We start from the raw sequence: 26,857 nt of genomic DNA, 5'->3' as shown, positions 1-26,857 counted from the left end.
AGGATTGCTCGCGACACTTCTTTTCTGGCAACAGGCTCCTCATATCCTACGGGGTATGGCACGATACTCCATTGGCATCGATCTGGGCACGACGAACTGCGCGCTGGCGGCAGTGGAGATGGTCAAACGTAAGAACGATTTGCTGCCCATTCCTGTAGTTCAACTGGTTGCACCGGGTGATGTTGACGCCAAGCCGCTGTTGCCTTCGTTTCTGTATTTGCCCAGCGAGCATGAGTTGCCTGCTGGTGCTGCTGCCCTGCCCTGGGATGCCGAACGAAAATACATGGTTGGCGAAGCGGCACGTACCTGGGGAGCGAAAGTCGCAGGCAGACTCGTCTCATCGGCCAAAAGTTGGCTGTGTCACGATGGGGTAGATCGCCAGGCAGCTATTCTGCCCTGGGGTGCTTCCAGCGATGTTCCCAAAGTCTCTGCGGTGGATGCTTCCACACGATATCTGCAGCACCTGGCACAATCGTGGAATCATCAACAGCAGGCAGAGAAAAGCCCAGCACGGTTTGAAGAGCAACGTATCACACTTACCGTACCTTCATCGTTTGATGATGTAGCCCGGCAACTCACTGCTGAAGCAGCAAGGCGTGCAGGATTTTTGAATGTCACTTTGCTGGAAGAGCCACAAGCTGCGTTTTATGCGTGGATTGCGCAGGCTGATCGGGATCGCAGGCGCAAGCAGCCATTAAAAGAAGGGATGACTTGCCTGGTGCTGGATGTGGGTGGAGGCACCACCGATTTTTCTCTCATCGAATGCGTTGCTGAGGAAGGCACGCTGGGGTTTGTCCGCAAAGCTGTTGGCGATCACCTGCTGCTGGGCGGCGATAATATGGATCTGGCACTTGCCCATTTGCTCGAAGACAAATTGAAGGCAGGCAAGCTGGATGCAGGACGATTCGGACAGTTGACGCAAGCTGCTCGAACTGCCAAGGAAGCCATTCTGACAATGAATGGCCCGAACGAATATCCTGTCGCCATCATGGGTCGAGGCAAATCGGTTGTTGCATCATCGTTATCTACCAGCCTGACGCTTGCTGAGTTGGAAGAGCAACTGATGGAAGGCTTCTTCCCAGAAGTATCGTGGGAAAGTGAACCGGCTCGATCCAAAACAACTGGCATCCATGAAATGGGGCTGCCTTTCGTCAGCGATGCAGCCATCACCCGACACCTGGCAAATTTTCTGCGTCAGCATCATCAAACACTTGCAGAACCACCTGCTGCTATTCTGTTTAATGGCGGGGTTTTTACCCCACCGGTTTTGCGTGAGCGCATGTTACAAGTGATGCGGAACTGGTTTGGTGCAGACTGGCAGCCGATTATTCTTACGACTCCATCGCTTGATTTGTCTGTGGCTTTGGGTGCAGCATATTTTGGCAGGCAACGCGAGTATGGCGGTAGAGCTATCGCAGGCGGATTAGCCCGTTCCTACTACATGGCCATCGGCTCACGTGATGATGCTACGCAAATGCTCTGTGTCGTTCCACAACACATGGAAGAAGGACAGACGATTGAATTGAATGAACCGGTGCTGGAACTGTCACTAGGCCAGCCTGTTCAGTTTCCACTCTACACTTCCACCGTAAGAGATGAGGATCAGGCTGGGGCAACGCTCAAGATTCCTCCAAGCCAACTGCAAAAACTGGCGCCACTACAAACGCTTCTGCGTGGAGGAAAGCGATCAGGCACCAAAGGTGTACCCGTCACACTCACCAGCACGTTGACACCCATTGGCACGCTGGAACTTTCCCTGGTAGCGCAAAACAGTCCGCATCGATGGAGACTTGAATTCAATACGCGCGATGCTGTTTCAGTCGATCCCGCTTCAGAAGAATCAACCGAACCTGCACCATCTGTCGTCGAACAATCGCCTGAGCATGCGTTTCCCGAAGATCGAATCGAAGCGGCGCTGGCAGAACTTCGGACGGTTTTCTCCCATCAGGATGAACAACCCGCAAAACAATTAACGAAAACGTGGGAAAGACTGCTGGATGCATCCAGGCGCAGCTGGCCATCGTCGTTGTGCAGACGTTTGGCTGATAGTCTGCTTGAGGTAGCTGAACAGCGAAGGCGTTCTCCTTCACATCTCTCGCGCTGGTATCATCTGACAGGCTACTGCCTGCGGCCTGGTTATGGCGACAGCCGTGATCGCTTTCGTATCGATCAGCTTTGGAAAATGCTATGCGGGCCGGGTCGATCCGGTAACGAAGGCGGCGCCGATTTCTGGATACTCTGGCGGCGTGTCAGTGGTGGACTTGCTCCCAACCTGCAGATCACGTTACTTGATCGCCTCAGGCCGGTATTGCTGGCAGGTAAATCGCCCGTTATCAGGCCCAATCCCAATGAGCTGGCTGAAATGTGGCGAGCAGTCGCCAGCCTGGAACGGCTCGAACCCAAAGTCAAAGGACTGCTGGCAGAACCACTGCTCAAGCAGTACCGCCGACCTCCTGTGCAGCTTGCAACCCCATGGGCGCTGGCCAGGCTGGGTTCCCGCTCGATGCTGTATGCACCCATTAATAATATTGTCACCGCCGAGGTTGTCAGTCGCTGGATTGAACAGTTGTTGCCTTATCAACCACGGCATGATTCAGACCGCCAGCTCTGGTTGTGGACTTTGACGAACATCTCCCGCCGCATTGGACTGCGTGGCCTCGATATCGATGAAGTGCTGCGCAGCCGGGTATTAAAGACGCTGGAAGAGTTTAAGGCGCCTCATCGCTACCTTGATCTGGTGGAGCATCAACGCTCGCTGGAGAAAGAAGAACAGCAGCAGATGTTCGGAGACGATCTGCCGCTGGGTTTGAAAATCATCAATGGTGATTAATCAAGTTTGAGCTTGCTCCGCAGCAGCTTTTCATCGACTTCGAGCAGAAGCTTTTCTCGCAGTTTCAGTTGCGATTGCAACAGCTCGCGATCATCGTTGGCAGGCATCCGTATCTTCTGCTTTAACAACTCCTGCATCTCAGCACGATTCTTTTCATACTCTGAAGTCAGTTGCTGTACTTTTTCATGCTTGTCACCCAGTTGTGCACGAACCTTCTCGATTGAGAGTTTCAAAACATCAGTTTTCTCCCTCGCTATGTCGATAGCAGCCTGACGGTTCATCATTTCGTCCATTACTCGTTCATGTTCCATCATTCTTTTACGCAACTCGCTGATTTCACTTGCAAGCAGTTCTCTCGCTTCCGTGTAATCTTTCAGCCTCATGGCTCTACGCTTTTCCAGTTCCATCTTGTCACGCAGGATCATCTTCTCGCGATCAGCCAGTTGCTCCTTTTCCTGTGCCACCATCTTATCGCTCAGGAAGGCCTGCAGTTTTCGCTCTTTCTGCACTTCCGATTCCAAACGCATTTGTACATCTTCGACACGCTTCTTCATGGAATCAAGTTCTGCACGAAGCGTTAATTCACGATCACGTGCCTCAAGTAACTGACTTTCCAGTTGCTTGATGCGATCCTGTCGTCCAGACTGAGCATCTTGAATTGATGAAGTAGCGGACTTCTTCCCTGAGCTACCCTGTGCCAGCAAAGTAACTGTGCCAGTACCTGCTACACCCAGTGACAATGCTATGGCAGAAACTGCAGCAAATTTTGTCCAGAACATGGTCGAAAGAACTCCTTGAGCAAGCCCCACCACCAGCAGTGAAGGGACAGCAGTGAACATGGTTTTCAAGGAAGCAGCAGCGAGGGATTCCGGCAAGGATAAGCCCCAGCAGATTGTGACAGCGCCAGCCGCTGAAGTAATGCCGTGCCGATTCAAACAGCCTTGCAACAGTTTCCGTGCCCGATGCAGCCTTGAAACCACGGTGCCTTCAGGCACACCCAGTTTCCTGGCAATCGCGAGCGTCGTTTGTTCCTCATACTGCGAAAGCAGGAACACAATCCGCAATGATGCAGGCAACTTTGACACTGCCTGATCAATGATCTGTCGGCATTCCTTCCAGGTTGCCAGTTGTGCGTCAGCTACTGGAATATCCAGTAAGGGTTCCATCGCGTGACTGAGTTTCTGCTGGCGACTTATCTGCCAGGCTGTACGCTGTGCAACGCCATGCAGCCAGGCTGCCAGTTGTTCGGGTTGTCGCAAAGTTGCAGCTTTGCGAGCCAGAACAATGAAGGTAGCCTGGAAGGCATCTTCTGCATCGTGATGTCGAATCAGCAATCGCCGACAGACTCCCCATACTAAGGAACCGTGCCGTTTCATCAGCACGCTGAATGCCTGTTGTTCGCCCAGCCGTGCAAAACGATAGAGCAACTGTCCATCGCTGGCGTTAGCCATCGCATGTACATTCACCCAGTCTGTCAGTGGCATGGCCAGGCGTTTTACCAAGCGTACAAGTCCTCAATCCGCTTACTCAAGAATACTGTCTGGCCAGGCATTTTTCCTTTCAATTATTTTGAAGAAAAGTTAAATGCATCTCACCTCTATCAAATTTCTCTCTTTACCCCTGTCCCTCCTTACCTCATTTCTGTCTTCTGAATATGGGTTTCCACTCGCAATCTCACTGATAACCTGAGCAGTAGGAGATTGCATGCATCAACACCTTGATTTGATTCTGACACTGACCCTGGGTCTGACCGCTGCCCTGGTGCTGGGATACATTACGCACCGGCTGGGCTTGTCCCCCATTGTCGGCTACCTGCTGGCTGGGATTGCTGTCGGGCCGCATACGCCTGGCTTTGTTGCCAATCGAGAACTGGCAGAGCAGATGGCTGAAATCGGCGTGATACTGCTCATGTTCGGAGTCGGCTTACATTTCCACCTGGAAGAATTGTTTCAGGTTCGGCGTGTTGCCATTCCTGGAGCAGTAGGCCAAAGCCTGGTAGCAACGATTCTGGGTATAATCATGGCGATCGGATTTGGCTGGGGCTGGTCTGCAGGGTTGGTTTTTGGCCTCGCTATATCAGTTGCCAGTACGGTGGTGCTGGTTCGCGTACTATCGGATAATAATGATCTGCACACTCCATCTGGTCACATTGCTGTCGGCTGGCTGGTGGTGGAGGATATATTCACTGTACTCGTGCTGGTGCTGCTCCCAGCCATTTTTGGCGAGAACCGGGGTGGGGTGTGGGAAACGATACAGTCGCTCCTGTGGTCTCTGGCCAAACTCGGCATGATGATCGTATTCACGTTTTATGTTGGGCAGAAGTTAATTCCCTGGATTCTCGGCAAGGTAGCTGAGACACGTTCGAGGGAATTATTCACATTGACAGTGCTTGTGGTCGCACTGGGAATTGCCGTTGGTTCAGCCAAGGTCTTTGATGTCTCCATGGCCCTGGGAGCTTTCCTGGCTGGTATGGTGGTGGGCCGCTCAGAGTTCAGCTTGCGTGCTGCCTCGGAAGCGTTGCCAATGCGTGATGCTTTTGCTGTTCTCTTTTTTGTTTCTGTAGGCATGCTGTTCAATCCCGGCTTCATTGTGCAAAGCCCCTGGGTAGTTTTCAGCACGCTGGTAATTGTGCTCGTCGGCAAACCCCTGGCTGCACTTTTCATTGTGCTTTGGTTAGGCTATCCGGTGAAGGTAGGCATATCCGTAGCGGTAGTGTTGGCTCAAATCGGTGAGTTTTCATTTATCCTTGCAGCGGTGGGTCGAGAATTGCATATTCTGCCACCGGGCTCCAGCGATGCACTCGTGTTCGTCGCCATCGTTTCCATCAGCGTCAATCCACTCTTGTATCGAGCCGTGGATTCGATTGAGAAGATGCTGAAGTCGCATCCGAAACTCTGGGAAAAGCTGACCAGGCGATCACGTCTTGAACCAGATTTGCTGCATGCCTCCGAGGCGCCCTCGGAAGTCTATCGAGCGGTGGTAATTGGCTACGGACCCATTGGACAAACCGTATCCAGACTGCTTTTAGAAAGCGAGATTGAGCCAACGATTATTGAAATGAATCGTGATACCGTGCAACGTTTGCGAGGCGAAGGAAGAAAAGCAGTTTATGGAGATGCTTCCCACCGTGAAATACTGCAGGCAGCGGGTATTGCGGATGCCATTGCCTTGTTGATTACCTCCTCAGGTATTCAAACTGCCCCAGAGGTTATTCGTATTGCTCGGGAGATAAACCCCAAAATTCGAGTGATTGCCCGTACCACCTATCTGCGTGAAGTCGATGCGCTTCTGCAGGCGGGTGCGAATGAGGTCTTTGCAGGCGAAGGTGAAGTTGCCTTGTCACTGACTGAATTCGTATTACGCGAACTGGGAGCAACGCCGGAACAGATTGATCGTGAGATCGAACGCATGCGTGATGAACTGGTAGGAGCCAAGCGAGAAGTAACATCATTACGGAAGCTGCCTGATGATGGTCCGTTAGGTCCATAAAAGAGGCAGAGTTTTAACAGCGTTTTCTATTGTGACACGCCTGTACGATAGGCTATGCTGTTAAGACTGCCTGTTGTACCCGCCCGTTGAGTTGGTAACATGTTCTCCCGATGGACGAAATGTATTTCGCTGATGATTGCCTGCCTGCTGTTATTCAGTGCAGCGGGTGACGAACCTGTCAAATCAGAACCGATCTGGTGGTCGTTCAAACCGCTTACACTTCCAATCCCACCTTCATTAAAACATGCATGGGTAAGAACACCGATTGATGCTTTTGTGCTACAGAAGCTTGAGGAAAAAGGGCTTCACCCTTCGCCAGAAGCAGACAAACGAACACTGCTTCGCCGGGTAACCTACGACCTGACTGGCTTGCCTCCCACTTCACAGGAGTGGACAGCTTTCGAGCAGGATAATTCGCCCGATGCTTATAAAAAAGTGGTTGCCCGGCTGCTGGCCAGTCCTCGGTATGGCGAACGCTGGGCACGGCACTGGCTCGATGTGGCACACTATGCTGATTCGCATGGGCAGGATCAGGACCGCCCACGGCCCAACGCCTGGCCCTACCGCGATTATCTCATCCGCGCCTTCAACGAAGATACTCCATATGCCCGCATGATCGAAGAACAGATTGCAGGCGATGTGCTCTTTCCTGACAAGCCATCGCTGGTAGCTGCAACTGGATTCCTTGCAGCCGGGCCTTGGGACGAGAGTGGCCTGATGGGCATTCGTGAAGACTCCCTCGATAGACAGATAGCTCATTACCTCGATCGTGATGATATGGTAACCACCACCATGTCCACCTTTGCCGGGCTGACAGTGCATTGTGCCCGTTGTCATGATCATAAATTCGATCCCATTACTCTGAACGATTATTATTCGCTGCAGGCAGTGTTTGCAGGTATTGATAAGGCTGAACGCACCTACGACATTGACCCGGCAACACATCAACAGCGGCAGGCACTGGAAGGAATGCTGAACAAGCTACAAGCACTGAAAAACCATAATAACCCATTGCTGCACACGCAGGTAAGACAACATCAAGTTGCATCCTTCGAAAAAGACTGGCGCCAACAACAGCAACCCTGGATGATACAGACGCCTGTTCAATGTAAATCGAAAGAAGGTTCCATTCTGAAACCTCTGTTAGACAAATCCATCCTCGCAGTGGGCAATCGACCGGACAAGGATTGCTACCAGATCAGCTTCCATACCTCGCTGCAAAACATCACCGGACTGAGACTCGAAGTGTTGTGCGATGAAACACTGCCCAAGCAAGGGCCTGGCCGGTGTGACAATGGCAACTTGCACCTGAGCGAGGTGCGAATGACCATTCGACCCAGAAACAGCTCACAACCAGCAGTTCCGATCAAGATCATACAGTCCAGCGCTGACTTTAACCAGGAAGGCTGGAACATCAGTCATGCTCTCGACGGTGTTGCAAGCACAGCGTGGGGCATTCATCCTGCAGAAGGACAGGCTCACCAGGCATACTTTACTCTCGAAAAGCCTGTTGGCTATGCGGATGGGACATTCATCACTGTTGAACTGGATCAACTTCATGGAGGCAGTCATCTGTTAGGGAGGTTTCGTCTTGCGTTGACCGCTGAACCTGTTCCTTTAGTCAAACCTCTCCCCTCCTCTGCCATTCTGACCTTGTTGGAAACTTCAGGCCGGACAACTGAGCAACAGGGCGAATTGGCCAGGCTGATTTGGGAAGAAGAGTTGAAACAACAAATCGCCAGGCTGCCTGCACCTCACAAGGTCTATTGTGGCACTAATCAGTTTAGCGCTGATGGCAGTTTCAAACCTTCACCCGTCCCACGTCAAGTACACGTTCTCCGAAGAGGCGACATTCGCAAACCGGGCAAAGTAGCTGATCCAGCAAGCGTCGCTGTGGTGCCTGTCAAGTTTACGCTTAAAGATGCCAGTCACGAAGGAGCACGTCGGGCAGCCTTGGCCCGTTGGCTTAGTGATCATGACAACCCCCTCACCTGGCGAACCATCGTCAACCGTGTCTGGCATTATCACTTCGGCAAAGGCATCGTAGATACACCCAATGACCTGGGCAAAATGGGCGGCACTCCATCGCACCCGGAACTGCTCGATTGGCTGGCAATAGATTTCCGTGACAACGGCGGCTCGCTTAAGAAACTACATCGGCTCATAGTCACCAGTAGTGCCTATCGGCAAAGCACTCGTCACGACGCCCAGGCTGCCCTCATCGATGCCGATAACCGACTGCTCTGGCGAATGAACCGTCAAAGGCTTGATGCTGAATCGGTTCGAGATACGATTCTGTTGATCACCGGCAAACTCGATACCACCATGTATGGCCCACCGGTGAAACATTTCGAGATGAAGCCCGGCATCCATGTAACGCCACTGGCTGACTATGACAAGTTTGATGTCGACAGCCCGGCTTCTCGACGGCGCAGCATTTACCGCTATATTTTCCGCACACGGCCTGATCCACTTCTGGAGGCGCTCGATTGCCCTGATGCATCGCAGTCGGCCCCGGTGCGAGGCGCTTCCGTTGGAGCGCTGCAGGCATTGGCGCTCTGGAACAACCAGTTCATGCTCCGTTATGCGGAACACCTGGCTCAGCGGTGCAGCCAAACATCTTCCACTGTTCATGATCAGGTGCAATCAGCGTCTAAGCTGGTATTCGGTCGATCTGCAACTGTGGAAGAACTGCAAAACTGGTCGGTCTATGCTCAGAAACATGGCTTGGCGAATTTATGCAGAGTATTTTTCAACAGCAGCGAATTTCTCTTCATCGAGTAATAGAACATGGCGTTCAGCCGTCGTGAATTGTTGACACATGGATTCGGCAGCCTGGCTCTGGCCCATCTGCTGGCCAGCGACAGTTTTGCTGACGACAACAAGCCACGCCCTGAATTCAACGGTGGACTGCATCACCCTGCCAAGATCAAACGTGTCGTTCAGCTTTTCATGAACGGCGGCGTGAGCCAGATGGACACATTTGACTACAAGCCTGAACTCGAAAAGCGACATGGTCAACAGGTAGATTTTGGCATCAAGGCTTCTGCTACCGGCGTGCCCGGCCCCTTGATGAAATCGCCTTTCACCTGGAAGCAGCATGGCCAGTGTGGCAGATGGGTTACCGATGTGTTTCCTCACATCGCCCGCTGTGTCGATGACCTGACGTTTCTGATGGCCCAGACCTCCAAGACGAATGTACATGGCCCGGCCAGTTACCTGCAGAACACCGGTTTTCTGTTGCCTGGTTTTCCCTGTGCAGGAGCCTGGGTGAGTTATGCTCTGGGGCGCCTGACGGAAAACCTGCCTGCGTTCATCGTGTTGCCTGATTCACGCGGTTTGCCTTACAACGGCATGGGAAACTTCGGTGCGGGGTTCCTCCCTGCCAGTAATCAGGGCACGCTGATCAATCCCTCTGGAACAAGTCCCATTCCTGATCTGCATGCTGCTGCTTCAGCCAAATTTGTGACACCTGCAGCCAGCCAGGAAGGATTGTCATTGCTCAAGCAACTTAATGAACGCTATGCCGAGGGACATCCGGGAGATAGCCGTCTCAAGGCACGAGTACAGTCGTACGAGTTGGCTGCCAAAATGCAGTTGGCCGCGCCAGAAGCGTTTGATCTTTCACGTGAACCTCAGAAGATGCATGATCTTTATGGTACAGCTCGCCCTGCACATGAAGGCAGCTTCAGCAGAAACTGCCTGTTGGCCCGTAGGTTGCTGGAACGGGGTGTGCGGTTTGTTCAGGTCTGGAGCGGCGCAGGCGGACCAACTTTCAACTGGGATAATCATGGCAACATTGCAAAGGAGTTGCCACCAGCAGCCAGACAGGTTGACCAGCCCACTGCTGCTCTGGTGCAGGATTTGAAGGCTCGTGGAATGTTCGACGATACGCTGCTCATCTGGACCACGGAGTTTGGCAGAATGCCTTTTACCCAGAGCAGCACAGGCCGCGATCATAATGGCGGCACATTAGTTACCTGGATGGCTGGCGCAGGTTTGAAGCCTGGTGTCTCACATGGCGAAAGCGACGAGTTCGGATACCAGGCAGGTCGAGACAAAACAACGTGTTACGATCTTCATGCCACATTACTACATCTGATGGGCATCGATCACGAACGGCTGACCGTCAGACATAATGGGATTGATAGGCGACTCACCGATGTGCATGGTGAGGTGATTCATGAGATCTTGGCGGAGTGAGATTATCGTTAAATTCTAATCTGCTTCACGCGTCATTCTCCTTACCATTTCTTTCTGAACTTGAGCTTCGTCCCAATCGGGATGTTGCCAGCGGACTCCTGCAGCCACCAGGATACGCAAGTTATCGTTGGCATCGCTGACCATCGCCAGCCGCTCTGCCGGAGTTTTCTTGCGCGGCATATCTGCTGTTGCATCGTCCATGACGTCCAGTTTTTTGGGGAATGATCTATCCTGCATGCTATTTCCTAATCTGATCGCATTTAGCATGTACGCGTCTTGTACTCTGAAGCATTGATGCGATAGACCACACAGGTGGCTCCCTTGGAATCTTTCGAATAGCCAATACGTTTGGCGCCAATTCGTTCGATGGCACATTGAGATCGCAGGTTATAGGGTCCAATCAGGAATACGACACTTTCGACAAACTGAAACGCATGGCGAAGCATGAGGTCTTTCATTTCATGATTATAGGTGCTACCCCAATGCGACCGGGCCAGGAACGACCAGCCTATCTCGATCTGTTTCAGCGCTTCATCGTAATCATTGAATCGGGAAGAGCCAATGACCTTGTTATCGCGGTTATCAGTCACCAATAACGCCCCGCCCGATGCCATCGCATCCTTGAAGAAGCCACGGAATACTTCTTCCTTGTACCGATCGTGCTGCGGATGCTGTTCCCAGATCAGCGGATCGCTGGCGACTTCAAACAAACTGGGAAAGTCGTCTTCACGCAACGGACGAAGTGTAATCAGGTTACCTTTCAGCGTCGGCTGTAAGTCAAAAGGCATTGTCTATTTCCAGCATGATTGACATTCCAGTATAACTATTTCTTTTCGTTGTTACCCGCATCATCTTGCAGAACAAAATGCTTGAAATGATGGTCGATGGCATCAGCCAGGTCGCTGGCGGTTTTTGCCCGGTTGGCTTTGCCGGTGTATTTCCCACCCATTTCGAGTTGAATGGCATCGATTCCATAGCCAGTGTGGCTGCCATAGTGCTGGGTGATGTACCCACCTGTGAAACGTGTTTCCTTTTCATTGGATTCGGAATCTGGCTTGAACAGGTACCCCTTCTCTTCGAGTCGTTTCTGGAAACTGTGTTTTCCTGTAAGTGCAGCAGAACCAAATCGTTGATTCAACAGGGATAATGATTTGCCATTCAGTGTTCCTCGAAAGATGGCATCTGCCTGCACTGCCTGGCCGTGAATATCAAGCAGCAAGCCTGATCCCCACTTGCTTTTGACCTTTTTACATGCTGTTTCAAGTGCTTGATGATAGGCATCGTATATTGGCCTGGCTTTCTCAGATTCATAGGCTCCCTGGGCCGGTCGATTGGCATCAATGTACTTTCGGCTGAACCGGGCAACCACCACATAAGGTGTGCCATTCAGTTTTTTCTTGAGTGCATCGGCAAGTTCCAAAGCTAACAGGTCGGTATTGATGTCACGCACGGTGGTGAACTGGGCTACTGTATCACCACCTGATCTTTCCTCCACTCCAGGGATGTCAACCGTGCCACCATGCGGCGCGGAGAGTATGACCGGCATGGTTCCCTCGCTAATGATGATGTACTTGCTGAGATCATCTTTTTCTGGAGGTTGAAGTAAGAGTAGTAGTAAAGCGAGATGAATCATATGATCCGCCAAGCAAGTACGGATTAGCGTTTGGTGCTCCGCCAACTGTTGAGGGCAGCCACTCCCAGGATGATAGCAGCAATAATCACATAACGTACATCCGGCTGGAGATTCAGTCGGCTGCAACCGTTATCGAGCACACTGATGATGATAGCGCCAAGAATCGTTCCCAGGATAGTACCCTCGCCGCCGTTCAGGCTGCCTCCGCCAATGACTACGGCGGCAATCACGCTCAATTCCATGCCTGCTCCCACATCATGTGAGCCGGCGCCTGATCGGCAGAACTGCAGCACCCCTGCCCAGCCAGTTAGTAATCCTGCCAGGGCGTAGATCATGATTTTCGTACGTTCCACCCGTACGCCGCATAGCCGTGCAGTTGGTTCGCTCGAACCGATGGCAAAGCAGTGCCTGCCCAATACGGTGTAACGCAGCACCGCAGCCACGATGCATCCGAGTATGAAAACGCTCCAGACTGAAGGAGAAAAGAAGGTCCAATCAGCCATTGGATCAATGGAGCGAAGGGCTGTCATCCACGGTAATGGACCAGTGCCTGTTGGAAAACTGAGTCTGCTGCCTTCGGTAAAATAAATGCCAACACCTCGTGCAATGCCCAGCATGGCGAGGGTGGCAACAAACGGGACGATTTTCCATTGCGTAATCACCACGCCGTTAAATGTTCCGCATACCACACCAGTCAGCAGTCCTGCTGCCAGTGCAGCCAGACCAGCCATTGTTTCGCTGCCAGCGAGGTCATTGATAACCCAACGGAAGGTCATCATCATGATGACGGTGACCAGAGAGATAACGTAACCCACGGAGAGATCGATACCGCCGGCTATCATGATAATGGTCATGCCCAAGCCTGCCGCTGCGACGATGCTGGCATGGGTAATCAGCAGCTGGAAGTTGCTCCAGTTGAGGAAATCGTCAGCGGTTCCGTGGAGGTAGTTGAGAATACCAAAGACTGCAATGACGAGTGCGAGCCCCACAAAAGGGCCCAGGTAGCGCAGGAGTGTTCCGGTTCGTTGCATAGGTTTCATCAGGTAGTTGCGGTGGCCATGGCCATCATTTCCTGTGCTGTCCAATCCTGTATGGGCTTTTTATTGCATAGTTTGCCACGCACCATGACTGCCAATGTATCGCAGATTCCCAAAAGTTCAGGCAGATAACTGCTGACCACAATAAAAGATTTGCCCAGCGCAGCCTGCTCACCAATGAGGCGATAGATTTCCTGCTTGCTGCCGATATCCACACCTTTGGTAGGTTCATCGAGCAGAATCAGCTCTGCTCCCTGGTGAAAAAGGCGAGCCAGTGCCAGTTTCTGCTGGTTGCCACCACTGAGTTCTGCTGCAGACTGGGTGGTTTGACGATGTCGAACGTTGAACTGTGTCAGCCAGTGTTCTGTTGCTTCGGTTCGCTCTTGCCAATTGAGCCAGCCAGCTGTGAGATAGGGTTCCAGTCGGCTCAGAGTCAGGTTTTCTTCGAGGCTTTGAGTCGTAGAGAGTCCTTCGGTTTTGCGGTCTTCACTCAACAGACCAACGCCTTTCTGCAGTCGGGATGAAGCATTTCGGTTCAGCAGCGATTCGTTCTTCCAAAACAATGTACGGGCTGTTGACCGATCCAGCCCGGCAAGAGCACGCAATGTCTCGGTACGACCTGCACCCACCAGGCCGAAAATCCCCATGATTTCGCCCTGCTGTAAATGGAAGCTGATCTGCAGAGGCAGGTTTTGCCCCTGCAATTCATCAACTTCGAGCAAAGTTTTTCCCAGTTGATGAGGCACACGTGGATAAAGTTCCCCTGCAGGCCTTCCTATCATCTGTTCAATCATGACGCGTGAGGGAGTAGAACTGACCTCACCACTGGTAACACTTTCGCCATTTCTGAGCACCGTGTAACGATCAGCCACGCGCTGTACCTCTTCCAGAAAATGGCTGATGTAGATAATGCTGGTACCCTGCTTCTTCAATTTGTCGATGAGTGCAAAAAGTTTCTGAGTATCGTTTTGAGTGAGTGAGCTGGTGGGTTCATCGAAAATAATAAGCCTGGCATCGTTGGCAATGGCCCGGGCGATTTCAACTACTTGCTTTAAGCCAGGCGAAAGACTACCTGTCTTCATGGATGGATCAAGTTCTGCATGATCAAGTATGCTTAATGCTCGTTGGACCTTTTCTCTCTGCTCTCCCAGCATGAGCCAGCCCAGGCTGTGCTGTTCCATGCCGAGCATGAGGTTGTCTTCTATTGATAGATGTGGTGCCAGGGCTAATTCCTGGTATACCATAGCCACGCCGGCTCGACGGGCTTGCAGGGGGTTCTGTGGATTGAACACCTTTCCATCGAGTAGGATGTCGCCTGAATCACGCCTGATCGCGCCGGACAGAATTTTCACCAGGGTAGATTTTCCGGCACCGTTTTCACCCACCAGGGCATGCACTTCTCCAAGCTCAACAGTCAGCGAAACATTTCGCAGCGCTAACTGGCTGCCGAACCGCTTGGAAAGTTGTTGCAGTTCCAATCGTGACATACCTATTTCTTTCCACTGACGACTTGTTCCTGACGGGCGTACAGGTTTTTCAGGCGGGGTTCTTCCATGTTCTGCTTAGTCAGCATGGCCAGGCCCGTGTAAAAGACCACGTCTCCGGTGCGGGGTTTGCCCGTAAGCTTATCATGAATGCGTTTCACAGACTGATAGCCCATTTCAAAGGGATCCTGTAACACCAGGCCTTGAATCTTGCCCGTCTGCATTCCAGAAATTAACGTCTGGCTCATGTCGAAACCAACGAGTTTGATCTTATCCGTAAGGTTTAGCGCCTCCATGGCTGCCAAGGCCCCGGCAGTGGATGATTCATTGGGCATGAAGAGCACATCCAGGTTCTGTTCCTTCTGCAACAATCTTTCAGCGACCGGCTGAGCGGAACTGACAGTAGCGCCTGCTTCATCTTGTGGCTCGATCAGTTCAATCTTCTGACCAGCAGCCTGGGCGGCCTGAATGGTTTCGCGAAAGCCAGCTTCACGCTGTTCGGTGCTTTCTGAACCTCGCTGGTAGCGGATCATCATGACGCGTGCGGATGGTTTTCCTTTGATCAATTCCAGCACCCGTTTGCCTGCTTCCACGCCACCCTGTTTGTTATTGGTGGCAACATACCCGAGGTAATAGGGATTGTTTTGTATTTCGGGTTTGTTTTCCAAGTCAGAATCGATCAGGACGATGTATTTGTTCTGCGCCAAGGCGGCTTTTACGGGTTCGACCAATGTAGTTTTGTCACACGGAGCCAAGACGATGCCGTTGACTGAATTGGTGCTGGTGAACCGTTCGACGATTTCCTGCTGTCTGCCTCGTTCATCTTCACGCGAAGGGCCATCCCAGAGGATTTCGATGTTGCCCAGTTCCTGTGCCGCCTGCAATGCCCCGGCACGAACTGCTTTCCAGTGATCGTGGGTGGTTCCCTTGGGCACTACACCAATACGGTACTTGGTTACTATGGAAGTAGAAGATTTCGATGAACAACCCAAGGCAACAAGTGCCAATGACAAAAGTAAGGAAGTGCGCAGCATGACATTCCATGGAGAGTACGTGGGAAGAGTAAATAGTACTCAGCCAGTCTGCGAAATGGAATGAAAAAGTTCATTGTGCGATAGTTGGTATTGCGAAGACAACATTGGGTCCAAATTGTTATTCACTTTCACAGCAGAATCTCTTTCACCACCCGTGCCGGTTCCACTCCCGTCAACTTCATGTCCAGCCCCTGATATTTCACTGAAAGCCGATTATGGTCGATTCCTAGTTGATGCAGCACAGTAGCGTGCAGATCGCGGACATGGACTGGATTCTCGACAGCGTGATATCCGAGTTCATCAGTGTTGCCATAACTGATGCCGGGCTTGATGCCTCCGCCTGCCAGCCACATGGAAAATCCTTTGATGTGGTGATCACGTCCTACACCGCCTTTACCCTGGTACATCGGCGTACGGCCAAACTCACCGCCCCAGATGATCAAGGTATCGTCCAACATGCCTCGCTGTTTCAAATCCTGGAGCAACGCATACGTGGGCTTGTCTGTCGCATTACAGCAGATGTTCATGTAGCGCACCAGGTCGCCGTGGTGATCCCAGTCGCGATGATACAGTTGAATAAAACGCACACCTCGTTCAGCGAGCCGACGTGCCAGCAGACAGTTGGAAGCAAATGACCCGTCACCCGGTGTGGCTCCGTACTTTTCCAGAACACTGGCTGGTTCTTTGGAGATGTCCATGAGTTCGGGAACCGCGGTCTGCATTTTAAACGCCATCTCGTATGCTTTGATACGTGTCTCCACTTCAGGGTCGAATGCCTGCTTATTGCGATGCTGGTCGAGTGAAATAATGGAATCCACCAATCTCTTCTGTTGAGTGGAAGTAATTCCTACCGGTGGTTTGAGGTAGGAAACCGGCTCTCCTACAGAATTGAATTCGACACCCTGATATCGGCTTGGCAAAAATCCAGGCCCCCACATGCGCTGCGAGATAGGCTGTGGATTCCGGCCTGCAAAACTCGTCATGACGATGAACCCGGGCAGGTTGTCGCATTCGCTGCCCAAGCCATAGGTGATCCACGAACCCATCGAAGGCCTGCCACTGATGGCGGTGCCGGTGTTCATCATGGTGTGGGCCGGGTCGTGATTGATCTGATCGGTGACCATCGAGCGGATGATCGTAATGTCATCAGCCATGGTGGCATGCCAGGGTAGAAAGGAACTGATCCACTGGCCGTTCTTGCCATACTTAGCGAAACGAGTGAGTGGCCCCTGAGCCCTGAGTTCTGCACCCTGTAATTGGGCAATAGGCTGGCCTTTGGTGAATGAAGCGGGCATCGGTTTGCCATCGTGTTTGGCCAGCTCTGGTTTGTAGTCAAAAGTTTCCAGATGGCTTGGCCCGCCAGACATGTAGAGGAAAATCACCCGCTTTGCTTTGGGTTTATGATGAGGCAACCCAGGCAAGCCACGTTCACTGGCGAACAAATCTCGGTGTAGCAAATCACCCAGCGCAAGAGCGCCGACGCTGATGCCACTGCGGGCCAGAAATGAGCGGCGTGTGATGGAAGAAAAGGGGTTCATTCGGTTCGTTTGCCTTTCAATTCCGTGTCACCATTTCGCTGAGATTGAAAATGGCTCGACTGACCATCATCCAGGATGCCAGTTCGACTGGATCGAACGTTGCATCAGGCTTAGTGAGTCCCACTGTGATGAGTTTTCGAGCTGCTTCAGGGTTTGTTCTGTATGCGTTTCTGCTGTGTGTCAGCATGTCCAGCAAAATGGCCTGCTCTGCATCGTCTGGCTGCCGGTTAAGTGCCTTGTTGAAAGCATGTTGAATACGCGACTTGTTATCGGGTTGCTCGTGAGACATTATCTTCTGAGCAAAATGGCGTGCTGCTTCGAGGAATGTGGGGTCGTTCAGAAGAACGAGTGCTGCTTGTGGGGTGTTCGACCGTTGCCGTTGCACCGTACACTCTTCCCTGCTCGGTGCATCAAAGGCTTTCATCATCGGGTGGAGAAATTGCCTTTGCCAATGAACATAGACACCTCGGCGAAATTGTTGTTGATTCAGATCGGGATGATACTCTCGCTTGGGAAAATTCAGATGACGATAGTAACCAGCCGGCTGATAGGGCTTGATACTTTTTCCTTCCCGTTCGAGAACCAGCAAGCCACTGACTAAGAGAGCATTGTCTCGTACCATTTCACCGGGCAGGCGGAACTTGCTTTGCCTGGCCAGTAACCTGTTCTCTGGATCGCGATCCTTGAGTTCAAGCCGGTAGTTAGAAGATTGCTGATAGGTTTTGCTCATAACAATCTGTTTGATCAACTTTTTGACATTCCAACCGCTCTCGATGAAATCGTTTGCCAGGTGATCGAGGAGTTCAGGATGATCTGGTGCATAACCTTGATTGCCAAAATCTTCCAGACTTCTGCAAAGTCCCTGACCGAAAAAAAGCGCCCAAAGACGATTGACAAAGACACGTGCAGTCAGCCCACCGATACCCTGCTTTTCATCGGTTAGCCAGCGGGCTAAATCCAGCCGATTGGCACGACGAGCCGTGACGGAAAGTTTACCTAGAAACTCAGGCACAGCAGGTTCCACTACTGGACCGCTGTCATCGAGCCAGTTACCACGCGGGAGGATGCGGGTGATGCGCGGAGTAACCGCTTGAGTCACCATGACTTTTCGACTGTTTTTCTCCAGTTGCAGTTTATCGGAACGTGCCTGGCGTATTTGTCTCTCCAGTTGGGTTCTGGCTTCTGGTGTAGCATTCTTGAATTCTCTCTCATTGGTGCGGATGACTTCTTCCAATGCTGCAAGACGTTCTCGTTGTAACCGGGTATGAACAATGATTTCAGGAGGGCGTTTTGTCGGTACTGTGTCACTGCCTCCCCCTCGCAAGTGCTTTTCTTCATCCACATCGGCAAAGAATGCTGCAAACGAGTAGAAGTCTTTGATGGTGTAGGGATCAAACTTGTGATTATGACATTGAGCGCAGCCTAGCGTAGCACCCATCCAGACTGTGGAAACATTGCGGACACGGGCAGCAGCGTAGATTGCCAGGTATTCCTTAGGCTGCACGCCACCTTCGTGGGAAGTCTGCAGCAACCGGTTGTAACAAGTGGCAATTTTCTCATCCATGCCACTATTGGGCAGCAAATCGCCAGCAAGCTGCTCTTGAGTGAAACGATCAAACGGTACGTTGCGGTTGAAGCTGTCAATAACGTAATCGCGATAGGGAGTTGCATGATGATCCTGGTCGCCATGGTAACCTACGGTGTCTGCATAGCGGACCAGATCAAGCCAGTAGCTGGCGAGGCGTTCACCATATTCCGGACGTTCCAGCAAACGATCAACCATCTGTTCATACATTGCTGGTCGATAACGGTTGACTTCATAAGGAGTTGGTGGCAGACCAATCAGGTCGAAATGGAGCCGTCGCATCAGTGTTACCGTGTCGGCTGGTTGCGACTGGGTCAACTTTTCCCGTTGAAGCCTGGCTATAAGGTAGCCATCAATGGTTACCAGTTTGTCTGCCTTTTTGGGTGGCACATAGGCCCAATGATCCCCCCAGTGAGCACCCTGGCTGATCCAGCGTTTCAGTAATTGAATTTCAGCCTCGGTCAGTTGCTTGCCTGAATCTGGTGGTGGCATGCGATCTTCACGGTCTTCCGATTCAATTCTCTGGAGCAGTGTGCTTCGCTTCAGATCGTGAGGAACAATGGCTATTCGGTTTTTGCGTTTACCTTTAGCCTGGCTTTCGACATCAAGCCTTAAGCCAGCTTTACGATGTTGGTCATCCGGGCCGTGGCACTGGAAACACTTGTCCGAGAGAATCGGTTTGATTTGCCGCAAGAAATCAACCGGTGGTTCATCACCCCAAGCAAGTGAGATGAAGGTCAGAAAAGATAAAATGCTGGTAATGTTGCGAATCATCTTCTCAACCGGTAAACAGTAACATTTTGACACTAACGCGCGGGCAAAAGGTACGCAAGCGATAACATGCATGCAATTGCAGTTGCATGAAGTTACTGCTGAGAAGTGTTTTCTGATTGAGGTGTCTCGTTGGATGGATGCAATAGAGCCTTGGTAATTAACTCTTCAATTTTCTTAACATTACTGATGCCCATAAAACCCGCCCGCATACTGGTCTGATGTCTGGATCGTTCGAAATGTGCCATAGTCAACAAGTCTTCGAATATTAAATCGCCTTCACCGTTAGCGTATTCCACTCGTCGAATTCTGTTGAGTTCAGCAGGTGCAAACGAACGTATTTCCATGCTTCCAAACCAGCCTGCCTGCCAGATGATGGCTCGCTGCGTTGTGACGGCATAACAGGTTTTTCTGGCGCGTCTGGTGAACCAATACGGTGAACTCAGCATTCCCAAGCCGACAAGTACAAAAGGTAAACCAAACAAAGGGAAGAACCAGCGAAATATATCGAAGCCTTGACCAGCAGGTTGAGGGTTCTGATTACCAAGGAAGATAAATCCGGAAGCCATGGCCATCCAGAAAAGCGCGAAAGCAGTCCATGGAATTCCAAACAGCACAATCGGCCAGGCCTGCCGAGACAGCCGGCCCGGACGGGGCTGCCCGACCCAAAGCAACTTTTCACCTTGCCGCAAGTCGGATCGTACCCGCGAATCCAGTTCCTCTGACAATCTGCTATCTTCGAACAACAACTCGTCCATGCTGTTCTCCAGGTAACTCAACAGCTATTGTGATATCACCACTCTTACAGATCAAACATTAAATATAAACACCATGTCCATGGTGATCGATCAATGGAATCAGGTACAACCATGCACAACTATGCTGGGCAAGTGGTGTTAATCACGGGCGCTGCTGGTGCCATTGGCAGTCAACTGGCAGAACAGTTTGCCAAGCGCGGAGCATCTTTAGGGTTGATGGACCTCGCAATTGAGCCTTTACAGCAAATCCGCGATAAACTTGTTCAACAATATCAACAAGTCAAAGTAAGCCTGTTTGCGTGTGATATCACTTCAAGACAGACCATGCATGCAGCTATCAAGCAGCTTGAAACCGAACTAGGGCCAACGAACGTTATTATTGCCAATGCAGGAGTTGCACTGAACAATCCCATCAAGAATTTCAGTGCTGACATATTTGAGAAGCAGATAGCAGTGAATCTCATCGGTATGGCCAATACACTGGAACCTATTCTGCCTGGGCTGATTGAAAGAAAACAGGGACACATTGTTGCCCTCTCCAGTCTGGCCAGTTATCGGGGTTTGCCTCACATGGCAGGGTATTGTGCCAGCAAGGCTGGTGTCAGTGCGTTTCTTGACAGTCTGCGTGTTGAGTTGAAGCCTTACGGCATTCACTGTACCACCATCTGCCCGAGTTATATCCGATCGCAAATGAATGCCATGCTGGGTGTGCCAACGCCTGGCATTCTTTCTCCGGAAGACGCAGTCAATCGAATGATGCCTGCAATTGAAAAGAAGAAGCCTTACTTCGCGTTTCCATTCGGCAACTATGCACTACTGGTGATGAGTCGACTGATGCCTACCTGGATGGGTGATTACCTCACTAGGTTGAACGTCAAAGTTGAATATTGATCGTACCAGGAGTTCAGGGAGTTTTTTTGATATGCAGTGAATCAAAAAATGCATTGATCTCAGGCTGATTGAGTGGCTTTTCGCGAGGACATGTCGCTACGAGTTCATAGATTCGATTCCCGGCAACTACGACCAGTTTTCGCCCATATTTACTGAGAATGCGTGTGGTAACTTCAACGCCAGGTAATTGGTCCGGACCATGACTGATTGTTTTTCGACTGGTTTCATCACCATTGGTTGCGAATAAGTACTCATTGATCATAGTTGGTGCATCTTTCACTTTCCCAGCGGGGTATTCGACGACACTCGCCATTAATGATACATCACCGGAACGCGAACTTGTTTGACTGACTGCATGATACATCCGATGAATGCCGCCAGGCAGGTCTTTCTCCTCACAACTTTCCCGTGGTGTAACAGGCCAGCTGAGTTTCAACTCGGGATGGAAATAAAGTGGAGCATTGGCGGCCAGCGTTGCAGGTGGTTTTGGTTTAGCACAACCTGCAGGCGCCAGAAGGACGATGAGCAACATACTCCAGGCGAAAAACTTACTGCTCATGTTACGTTCCTCAAATCCCACGTGATTGCCTGATGAGCGATCAGCCATGACCAAGTTAATACAGGAGTATTCACCAATAATGTAAAGTATTCTTATTGTCATGTGGAATAAGAATGTGGGAATTCCTTTCACTCTCGTGCAGTTTTTTCGCTACCATGCTCTGCATGATCAATCCATCCTATACGCACGGTGCCTACTCATCGCCATTGTTGGGTATGACTATTGGCGAACAGTTAGAAAGTGTTGTACAGCAGTTTCCAGACAGAGACGCACTTGTTGTTTGCTCCCAAAACTTTCGGGCGACATATGCAAAGCTTTGGGAACTGATCAATGATTGTGCCAGGGGACTCTTGGCGATGGGTGTAAGGCCAGGAGACCGTGTAGGCATCTGGTCACCCAATTGTTATGAATGGGTTGCGGTTCAGTATGCCACAGCACGTGTTGGTGCCATTCTGGTTAATGTCAACCCGGCATACCAGGCTCCGGAATTGGAATTTGTCCTCCAGCAGGCTGGTATATCCGTCCTCATTCATGCTGCTGGCTTCAAGCACAGCAATTACTTGAGCATCATTGAAACCGTTCGGCCACGTTGTGATGCGTTGCAACATATTCTGTTTCTAAATCAAGATTGGGAAACACTATTGGCAACAGGCAAAACAGTTCCGGAAAAAGATCTGGAAATGCGAGCGAGCATGCTCCAGTTTGATGACCCCATCAACATCCAATACACTTCAGGAACCACCGGGCATCCCAAGGGGGCAACGCTTACACATCATAACATTCTCAACAATGCCTGGTTTGTAGGAGAATCCCTTGCCTATTCGGAACGGGACCGTGTCTGCGTACCGGTACCTTTTTATCATTGTTTCGGAATGGTACTGGGAAATCTCGCGTGTCTGGCTCGTGGAGCCTGTGTGGTCGTGCCTGCTGAAGCATTTGCAGCCAAACCCACCTTGCAGGCAGTACAGCAGGAGCGATGTACTTCACTCTATGGAGTACCGACCATGTTCCGCTGCCTGCTGGAGGAGCCAGGGTTTGAATCCTACGATGTTTCTTCGTTACGAACCGGTGTGATGGCAGGAGCACCCTGCCCGATTGAATTGATGTGCGATGTTATTTCCAAGCTGCACATGCCTGAGGTTGCTATTGGATATGGCATGACGGAAACTTCTCCCATCTCAACCATGTCGCTAAGAGATGATCCAGTTGAACGTCGTGTCAGCACAGTAGGTAAAGTACATCCACATGTGGAAATCTGCATCCGTGATGCATGTACAGCCCAGGTTCTACCGCGCAATACGCCTGGCGAACTCTGCACCCGAGGCTACAGTGTCATGTCAGGCTACTGGGATAATCTCGAAGCAACCACAGCCAGCATTGATTCGGCAGGCTGGATGCGTACCGGCGATCTTGCTGTCATGGATGAAGATGGATATCTGAAAATTGTCGGAAGAATCAAAGACATGATCATTCGTGGCGGCGAGAATATTTATCCTGCAGAAATTGAAGCTGTATTGCATACACATCCTGATGTGAGTGAAGCGCACATCGTCGGTGTTCCCAGCACAAAATATGGTGAAGAGGTGATGGCATGGATTCGATTACGGCCTGATGCATCGCTGACCAGAACCGACCTCATCAACTATTGTCAGCCTCGTCTCAGTGCATTCAAAATACCCAAATACTGGCAATTTACCGACAGTTTTCCCATGACGGTAACCGGCAAAGTTCAGAAATTTCATTTACGCGAGATGGGAGCCAGACTGCTGGAGAAGGCGGAGGAACTATTCAGTAATATCAACTAATTACCCTGTTCAATCTACTTGATGGTCGTTAGCCAGAAATTCGAAGTTGTTTCGCCGTAATCGGGTAGTGAAGCCAGTACAGCACGTTGAAGGTTACTTTTCCTGCAGACAGCACGTATCTGGAATGGAGTCTGTATCCCCACCTGGGTTGTCTGCAATTGAATTGCGATAGTTTTCTTGTCTCCCGAACCTGTTGTGATGACATTGTTCTGTACACCTGCTGGCAGCCCCTGTACCTGATAGTCGACATCTTCAGAAAAGCCTGACACTGAAGTCAACTTCAGAGGAATCTCAAGCGGTTTAGAGGCAGAGAGGATGAAGCTGTCCTTATCCAGTTGAACACTGAAGTCGGGCACCTCATACGTAATACGCAGCATGAACACCTGCCGAAATCCATGTCTGCCATGAAGATCTCTAACTTTGACTGTAAATACTCCACTATCGGCAGGTACAAATGGAGTAGACAAATCGTTAATCAAAGTATTAAGTTGTGCCTGATGAACCTGCTTGCCACCTGAATCCTGAATGACGACAACTGGATCGACTTCCAGTCCATAGCTGTGACTCAGTACCTGAATGATAACTTTCCTGCCTTTTTCACCCTGCCATTTCAACTGAAACTCAGGATTGGATTTAGATAATCGGCCGGTGATGCCAACTGGAGCATTCACCATTTCCGTGACGCTGGTATCGCTGGCGTCTTTCAACGGTATGGTTTCTTTTCGAATTGCAGCATAACCCAAGAAATGTGGATGATACACTACACCCGCAACTCCATTCCAATTCACCAGTGGTTGCTTTTCAACGGATCGTTGACCGAACAATTTAATGGGGTCTGGTTTGTCACGATTCACTGCCAAGGGCAATGCATATTCAGCAATTCCCTGAGTGGTGAGCAAAAGACGATACACAAAAAGATCGCCGCCGGATAAACGAATGGATTGATCCGGATTAGCTGGAAACCCGAAAACACGGATGATCACTTTCTGATCGCTGCCTGCCTCGTAAACCAGTTGTGGATCCAGGCCACGATAATCATGATTCTGGGCCAGTACCGTACCTGTTGGTGTGACCAATTGCAGGACTGTATCTGCAGCTGATCGAAAAGCCTGATGTGCTTCGACTGCAGCCGTCAATGTCTCGCCCTTTTTGAGTGAAACGGCAAAGTGATCGACGTCGCCGTTGCGATTCAACTTACCATTAATGATGTGAGGCAAAGTTATGATGGCTGCCTGATCGGCCTTATCGTTCGGCTCTCTTTCCAAGGCTTCCTGTGTCGTACTGACGAGTAGAGGGCGTTGAGAACTCGAGCCATCGCTGGAGATTAATCGAATCCAGTAAATGCCGGGTACCGCATCTGCAGCAACGGAAACTGCCAGCTTACCTTTATCTTTGCCTGGCTTGATACTGACTTTACTGTCGCTGACCCAGATCTGTACAGGCCATGTATCAAAAGTACCTAAAGCAGTAATTTCGGTGGTGGTACCGCGCTGTGTACCGGCCGGGTATAGCCCAGTGAATGCTGGCGGGCCAGCCTGTGCAGCAGTGCCAGAAATTATCGAGATTAAAACAACCAGACAAAATCGAATGGCAGGCTCTCCTGACAGCGAGAGTATAGGCAGGCACTATCATCTTAAGAGAAACGAAGGCTTTATCCAGCAAGCTAACAGGCGTAAAAAAAACCGACCTGCGGACAGGTCGGTTAGATGTATTCAGATTCTGAGATATTAGAATTCCAGTCGGTACTTCTTAGCCATCTGATCGCGAATAGTTGTGGTTTGTTCACTGATCTTAGTCCAGATGGCATTGCGGTCCTTGGTTCCCTTGGCTGCATTTTCCAATTTCGCTGATTCCACTTCGAGGCGATTTGAAGTGTTGCCCACGAATCCACCACCAGCCAGACCATTGTAACCACCGCCACCATAATAGCCACCCCAACCAGCAACACGTCCGCCGCGACGATAACTATCAATAACCTTGCCCTCAATGCTGACACCCCGGAGGTTTTCAGAACAGATAGACAATTGATCCGTTACCTGTGCTGCATAGGCCAGCAGAGCTTCATCCGTATTCACCACTGGAAGTGAATTGATCTTGTTTACCGTGTATTCATACCACTGTGCATTGGTATTCCAATCCTTGTTGCGATCGAAACGATCACTTCGAGCACGCAGGTCTTTGAGAAGCGAATCCACTGCTTTGAAATAGGATTGTGAAGTAGCTGCCATCAATGCTTCGCCGCTGAGATTATTATTCGTCGAGGTGTCTACTGTTGGTGGCATCACCATGTGCAGAATTCGTGTCACATCGTCATTATCGATCGCCCCTTTAAGAGTAAGCGTTTTTCCACGCATGGTGCTCTGCCATTGTGTCAAATCACCCATGTTGAATCCGGCGCGTTCCAGCGTTTCTACCAGGAACCCAGGCAGCACCTTTTCGAAAGGCTGAACATTGTCGTTAAAGTCAATGCTTAGCTCGCCCATGTAATTATTGGTGACGTTCAAGCTGAAACGCAAGCCTTTGATTCCAGCGATCAAATCGGTCAATTGCTTGCGATCAATTCCGGAATCCATAATCAACTTGGATGATTGCAACCTGTTGATGATTTCGACACGATCCAGACTGTGTGACAGGTCCATGGCAATATTGAGTTGGCCATTCGCGCCGCCACGTGAAACAGCATCAATCAGATAGGGATTGAATTTAGCATCACTGTTGTTCTTGGCAAACTTGACCCAGTTGATCATCTTTTGACGATTAGCTGGCGAATAGATGCCATAACTTTCTCTGTCGAACTGGACAAAGTACATGTTGCGGCGGGAAGGAATTACATACAGGTTTTCAATCAGTTCGACATCGGAACCTTCACGCTGAGCGAGTTTGTCTTCGTAAACCTTGTCTGGAAATTGCAAGAGGCTGATCTGCCAGTTATTGCGACGTTCAGCAGTATCTACTTCTGCAGCGATCACGGCAAACGTGATGGCTGGAGGAAAAGGAATCTTGCCACTGAGATAGTCCAGATTTCTCTTTTGCGACCAGCCTTCAGCCTGTGCCTTGGCAGTTTTCATCAGTGCAGAAGAATCAATTACTGTTAACAGATTAGCCGTCGCAGGCACACGTTGCAGCAACTTGTTGATGTCCTGGGCGGAAATGGGCTTAGCCATCAAGGACATGACCATACATGCAACCATCAAGCGTTTCATAGCACCCTCGGTGTGGTATCGGTATATGAGTACAGCG

General features: G+C 50.8%; 19 protein-coding genes. 6 read left to right on the top strand and 13 right to left on the bottom strand.

Annotation, left to right across the window (positions count from 1 at the left end; genetic code table 11):
• Positions 1–55: 55 nt before the first annotated feature.
• Positions 56–2,830, top strand: a complete 2,775-nt coding sequence (locus tag JNJ77_10225) for an Hsp70 family protein (protein MBL8822952.1) — start codon at positions 56–58, stop codon at positions 2,828–2,830.
• On the opposite strand, the gene JNJ77_10220 is transcribed toward JNJ77_10225, so the two are convergent.
• Positions 2,827–4,332 carry a sigma-70 family RNA polymerase sigma factor gene (locus tag JNJ77_10220; GenBank protein ID MBL8822951.1) on the bottom strand — a complete coding sequence of 502 codons (1,506 nt, stop codon included), beginning with the start codon at positions 4,330–4,332 and terminating at the stop codon, positions 2,827–2,829. The two genes, JNJ77_10225 and JNJ77_10220, sit on opposite strands and share 4 nt — an antisense overlap.
• Before the next feature lie 202 nt (positions 4,333–4,534).
• On the opposite strand from JNJ77_10220, the gene JNJ77_10215 reads away from it, so the two are divergent.
• The 3 genes from JNJ77_10215 to JNJ77_10205 all read left to right on the top strand — a co-directional run bounded on the left by JNJ77_10215 (position 4,535) and on the right by JNJ77_10205 (position 10,522).
• Positions 4,535–6,319, top strand: a complete 1,785-nt coding sequence (locus tag JNJ77_10215; GenBank protein MBL8822950.1) for a cation:proton antiporter — start codon at positions 4,535–4,537, stop codon at positions 6,317–6,319.
• 99 nt (positions 6,320–6,418) lie between these two features.
• A complete protein-coding gene (locus JNJ77_10210) occupies positions 6,419–9,103 on the top strand; it encodes a DUF1549 domain-containing protein (protein MBL8822949.1) in 2,685 nt (894 codons plus the stop codon).
• A gap of 6 nt (positions 9,104–9,109) precedes the next feature.
• Positions 9,110–10,522 (top strand): DUF1501 domain-containing protein, encoded by a 1,413-nt coding sequence (locus tag JNJ77_10205; GenBank protein MBL8822948.1) that lies wholly within the window; start codon positions 9,110–9,112, stop codon positions 10,520–10,522.
• 15 nt (positions 10,523–10,537) lie between these two features.
• Here JNJ77_10205 and JNJ77_10200 read toward each other — a convergent pair whose 3' ends face one another.
• From JNJ77_10200 to JNJ77_10160, 9 genes are all read right to left on the bottom strand, one after another.
• Positions 10,538–10,759 (bottom strand): hypothetical protein, encoded by a 222-nt coding sequence (locus JNJ77_10200; protein MBL8822947.1) that lies wholly within the window; start codon positions 10,757–10,759, stop codon positions 10,538–10,540.
• A 23-nt stretch (positions 10,760–10,782) separates the two neighbouring features.
• Positions 10,783–11,310, bottom strand: coding sequence for a GNAT family N-acetyltransferase (locus tag JNJ77_10195; GenBank protein MBL8822946.1), 528 nt, complete (start codon positions 11,308–11,310; stop codon positions 10,783–10,785).
• A 35-nt stretch (positions 11,311–11,345) separates the two neighbouring features.
• The gene (locus JNJ77_10190) at positions 11,346–12,155 is read right to left on the bottom strand and encodes an N-formylglutamate amidohydrolase (protein MBL8822945.1); all 810 of its coding nucleotides are present in this window, start codon (positions 12,153–12,155) and stop codon (positions 11,346–11,348) included.
• Between the two features lie 23 nt (positions 12,156–12,178).
• Positions 12,179–13,195, bottom strand: a complete 1,017-nt coding sequence (locus tag JNJ77_10185; protein ID MBL8822944.1) for an ABC transporter permease — start codon at positions 13,193–13,195, stop codon at positions 12,179–12,181.
• Positions 13,195–14,679 carry a sugar ABC transporter ATP-binding protein gene (locus tag JNJ77_10180; GenBank protein ID MBL8822943.1) on the bottom strand — a complete coding sequence of 495 codons (1,485 nt, stop codon included), beginning with the start codon at positions 14,677–14,679 and terminating at the stop codon, positions 13,195–13,197. Before JNJ77_10180 ends, JNJ77_10185 begins: the two co-directional genes overlap by 1 nt.
• 2 nt (positions 14,680–14,681) lie before the next feature.
• Complete coding sequence (locus JNJ77_10175; protein MBL8822942.1) at positions 14,682–15,710, bottom strand: substrate-binding domain-containing protein; 1,029 nt, start codon at positions 15,708–15,710, stop codon at positions 14,682–14,684.
• A 128-nt stretch (positions 15,711–15,838) separates the two neighbouring features.
• A complete protein-coding gene (locus tag JNJ77_10170; protein MBL8822941.1) occupies positions 15,839–17,248 on the bottom strand; it encodes a DUF1501 domain-containing protein in 1,410 nt (469 codons plus the stop codon).
• A 16-nt stretch (positions 17,249–17,264) separates the two neighbouring features.
• Complete coding sequence (locus JNJ77_10165; protein MBL8822940.1) at positions 17,265–19,607, bottom strand: PSD1 domain-containing protein; 2,343 nt, start codon at positions 19,605–19,607, stop codon at positions 17,265–17,267.
• Positions 19,608–19,699: 92 nt separating this feature from the next.
• Positions 19,700–20,362, bottom strand: coding sequence for a hypothetical protein (locus tag JNJ77_10160; GenBank protein ID MBL8822939.1), 663 nt, complete (start codon positions 20,360–20,362; stop codon positions 19,700–19,702).
• Positions 20,363–20,473: 111 nt separating this feature from the next.
• Between JNJ77_10160 and JNJ77_10155 the strand changes: the two genes are divergently transcribed.
• A complete protein-coding gene (locus JNJ77_10155) occupies positions 20,474–21,253 on the top strand; it encodes an SDR family NAD(P)-dependent oxidoreductase (protein ID MBL8822938.1) in 780 nt (259 codons plus the stop codon).
• A gap of 13 nt (positions 21,254–21,266) precedes the next feature.
• Here JNJ77_10155 and JNJ77_10150 read toward each other — a convergent pair whose 3' ends face one another.
• Positions 21,267–21,812 carry a hypothetical protein gene (locus tag JNJ77_10150; GenBank protein MBL8822937.1) on the bottom strand — a complete coding sequence of 182 codons (546 nt, stop codon included), beginning with the start codon at positions 21,810–21,812 and terminating at the stop codon, positions 21,267–21,269.
• Positions 21,813–21,976: 164 nt separating this feature from the next.
• Between JNJ77_10150 and JNJ77_10145 the strand changes: the two genes are divergently transcribed.
• Positions 21,977–23,617 carry an AMP-binding protein gene (locus JNJ77_10145; protein MBL8822936.1) on the top strand — a complete coding sequence of 547 codons (1,641 nt, stop codon included), beginning with the start codon at positions 21,977–21,979 and terminating at the stop codon, positions 23,615–23,617.
• Positions 23,618–23,631: 14 nt separating this feature from the next.
• Here the strand turns inward: JNJ77_10145 and JNJ77_10140 are convergent, their stop codons facing one another.
• Positions 23,632–24,882 (bottom strand): hypothetical protein, encoded by a 1,251-nt coding sequence (locus JNJ77_10140; protein ID MBL8822935.1) that lies wholly within the window; start codon positions 24,880–24,882, stop codon positions 23,632–23,634.
• 462 nt (positions 24,883–25,344) lie between these two features.
• Entirely contained in the window at positions 25,345–26,820 is a 1,476-nt protein-coding gene (locus JNJ77_10135) for a hypothetical protein (protein ID MBL8822934.1), read from the bottom strand.
• Positions 26,821–26,857: the final 37 nt, after the last annotated feature.

It is taken from the genome of Planctomycetia bacterium, assembly GCA_016795155.1.
GTDB lineage: Bacteria > Planctomycetota > Planctomycetia > Gemmatales > HRBIN36 > JAEUIE01.
This window is presented reverse-complemented; position numbering and strand designations above follow the sequence as displayed.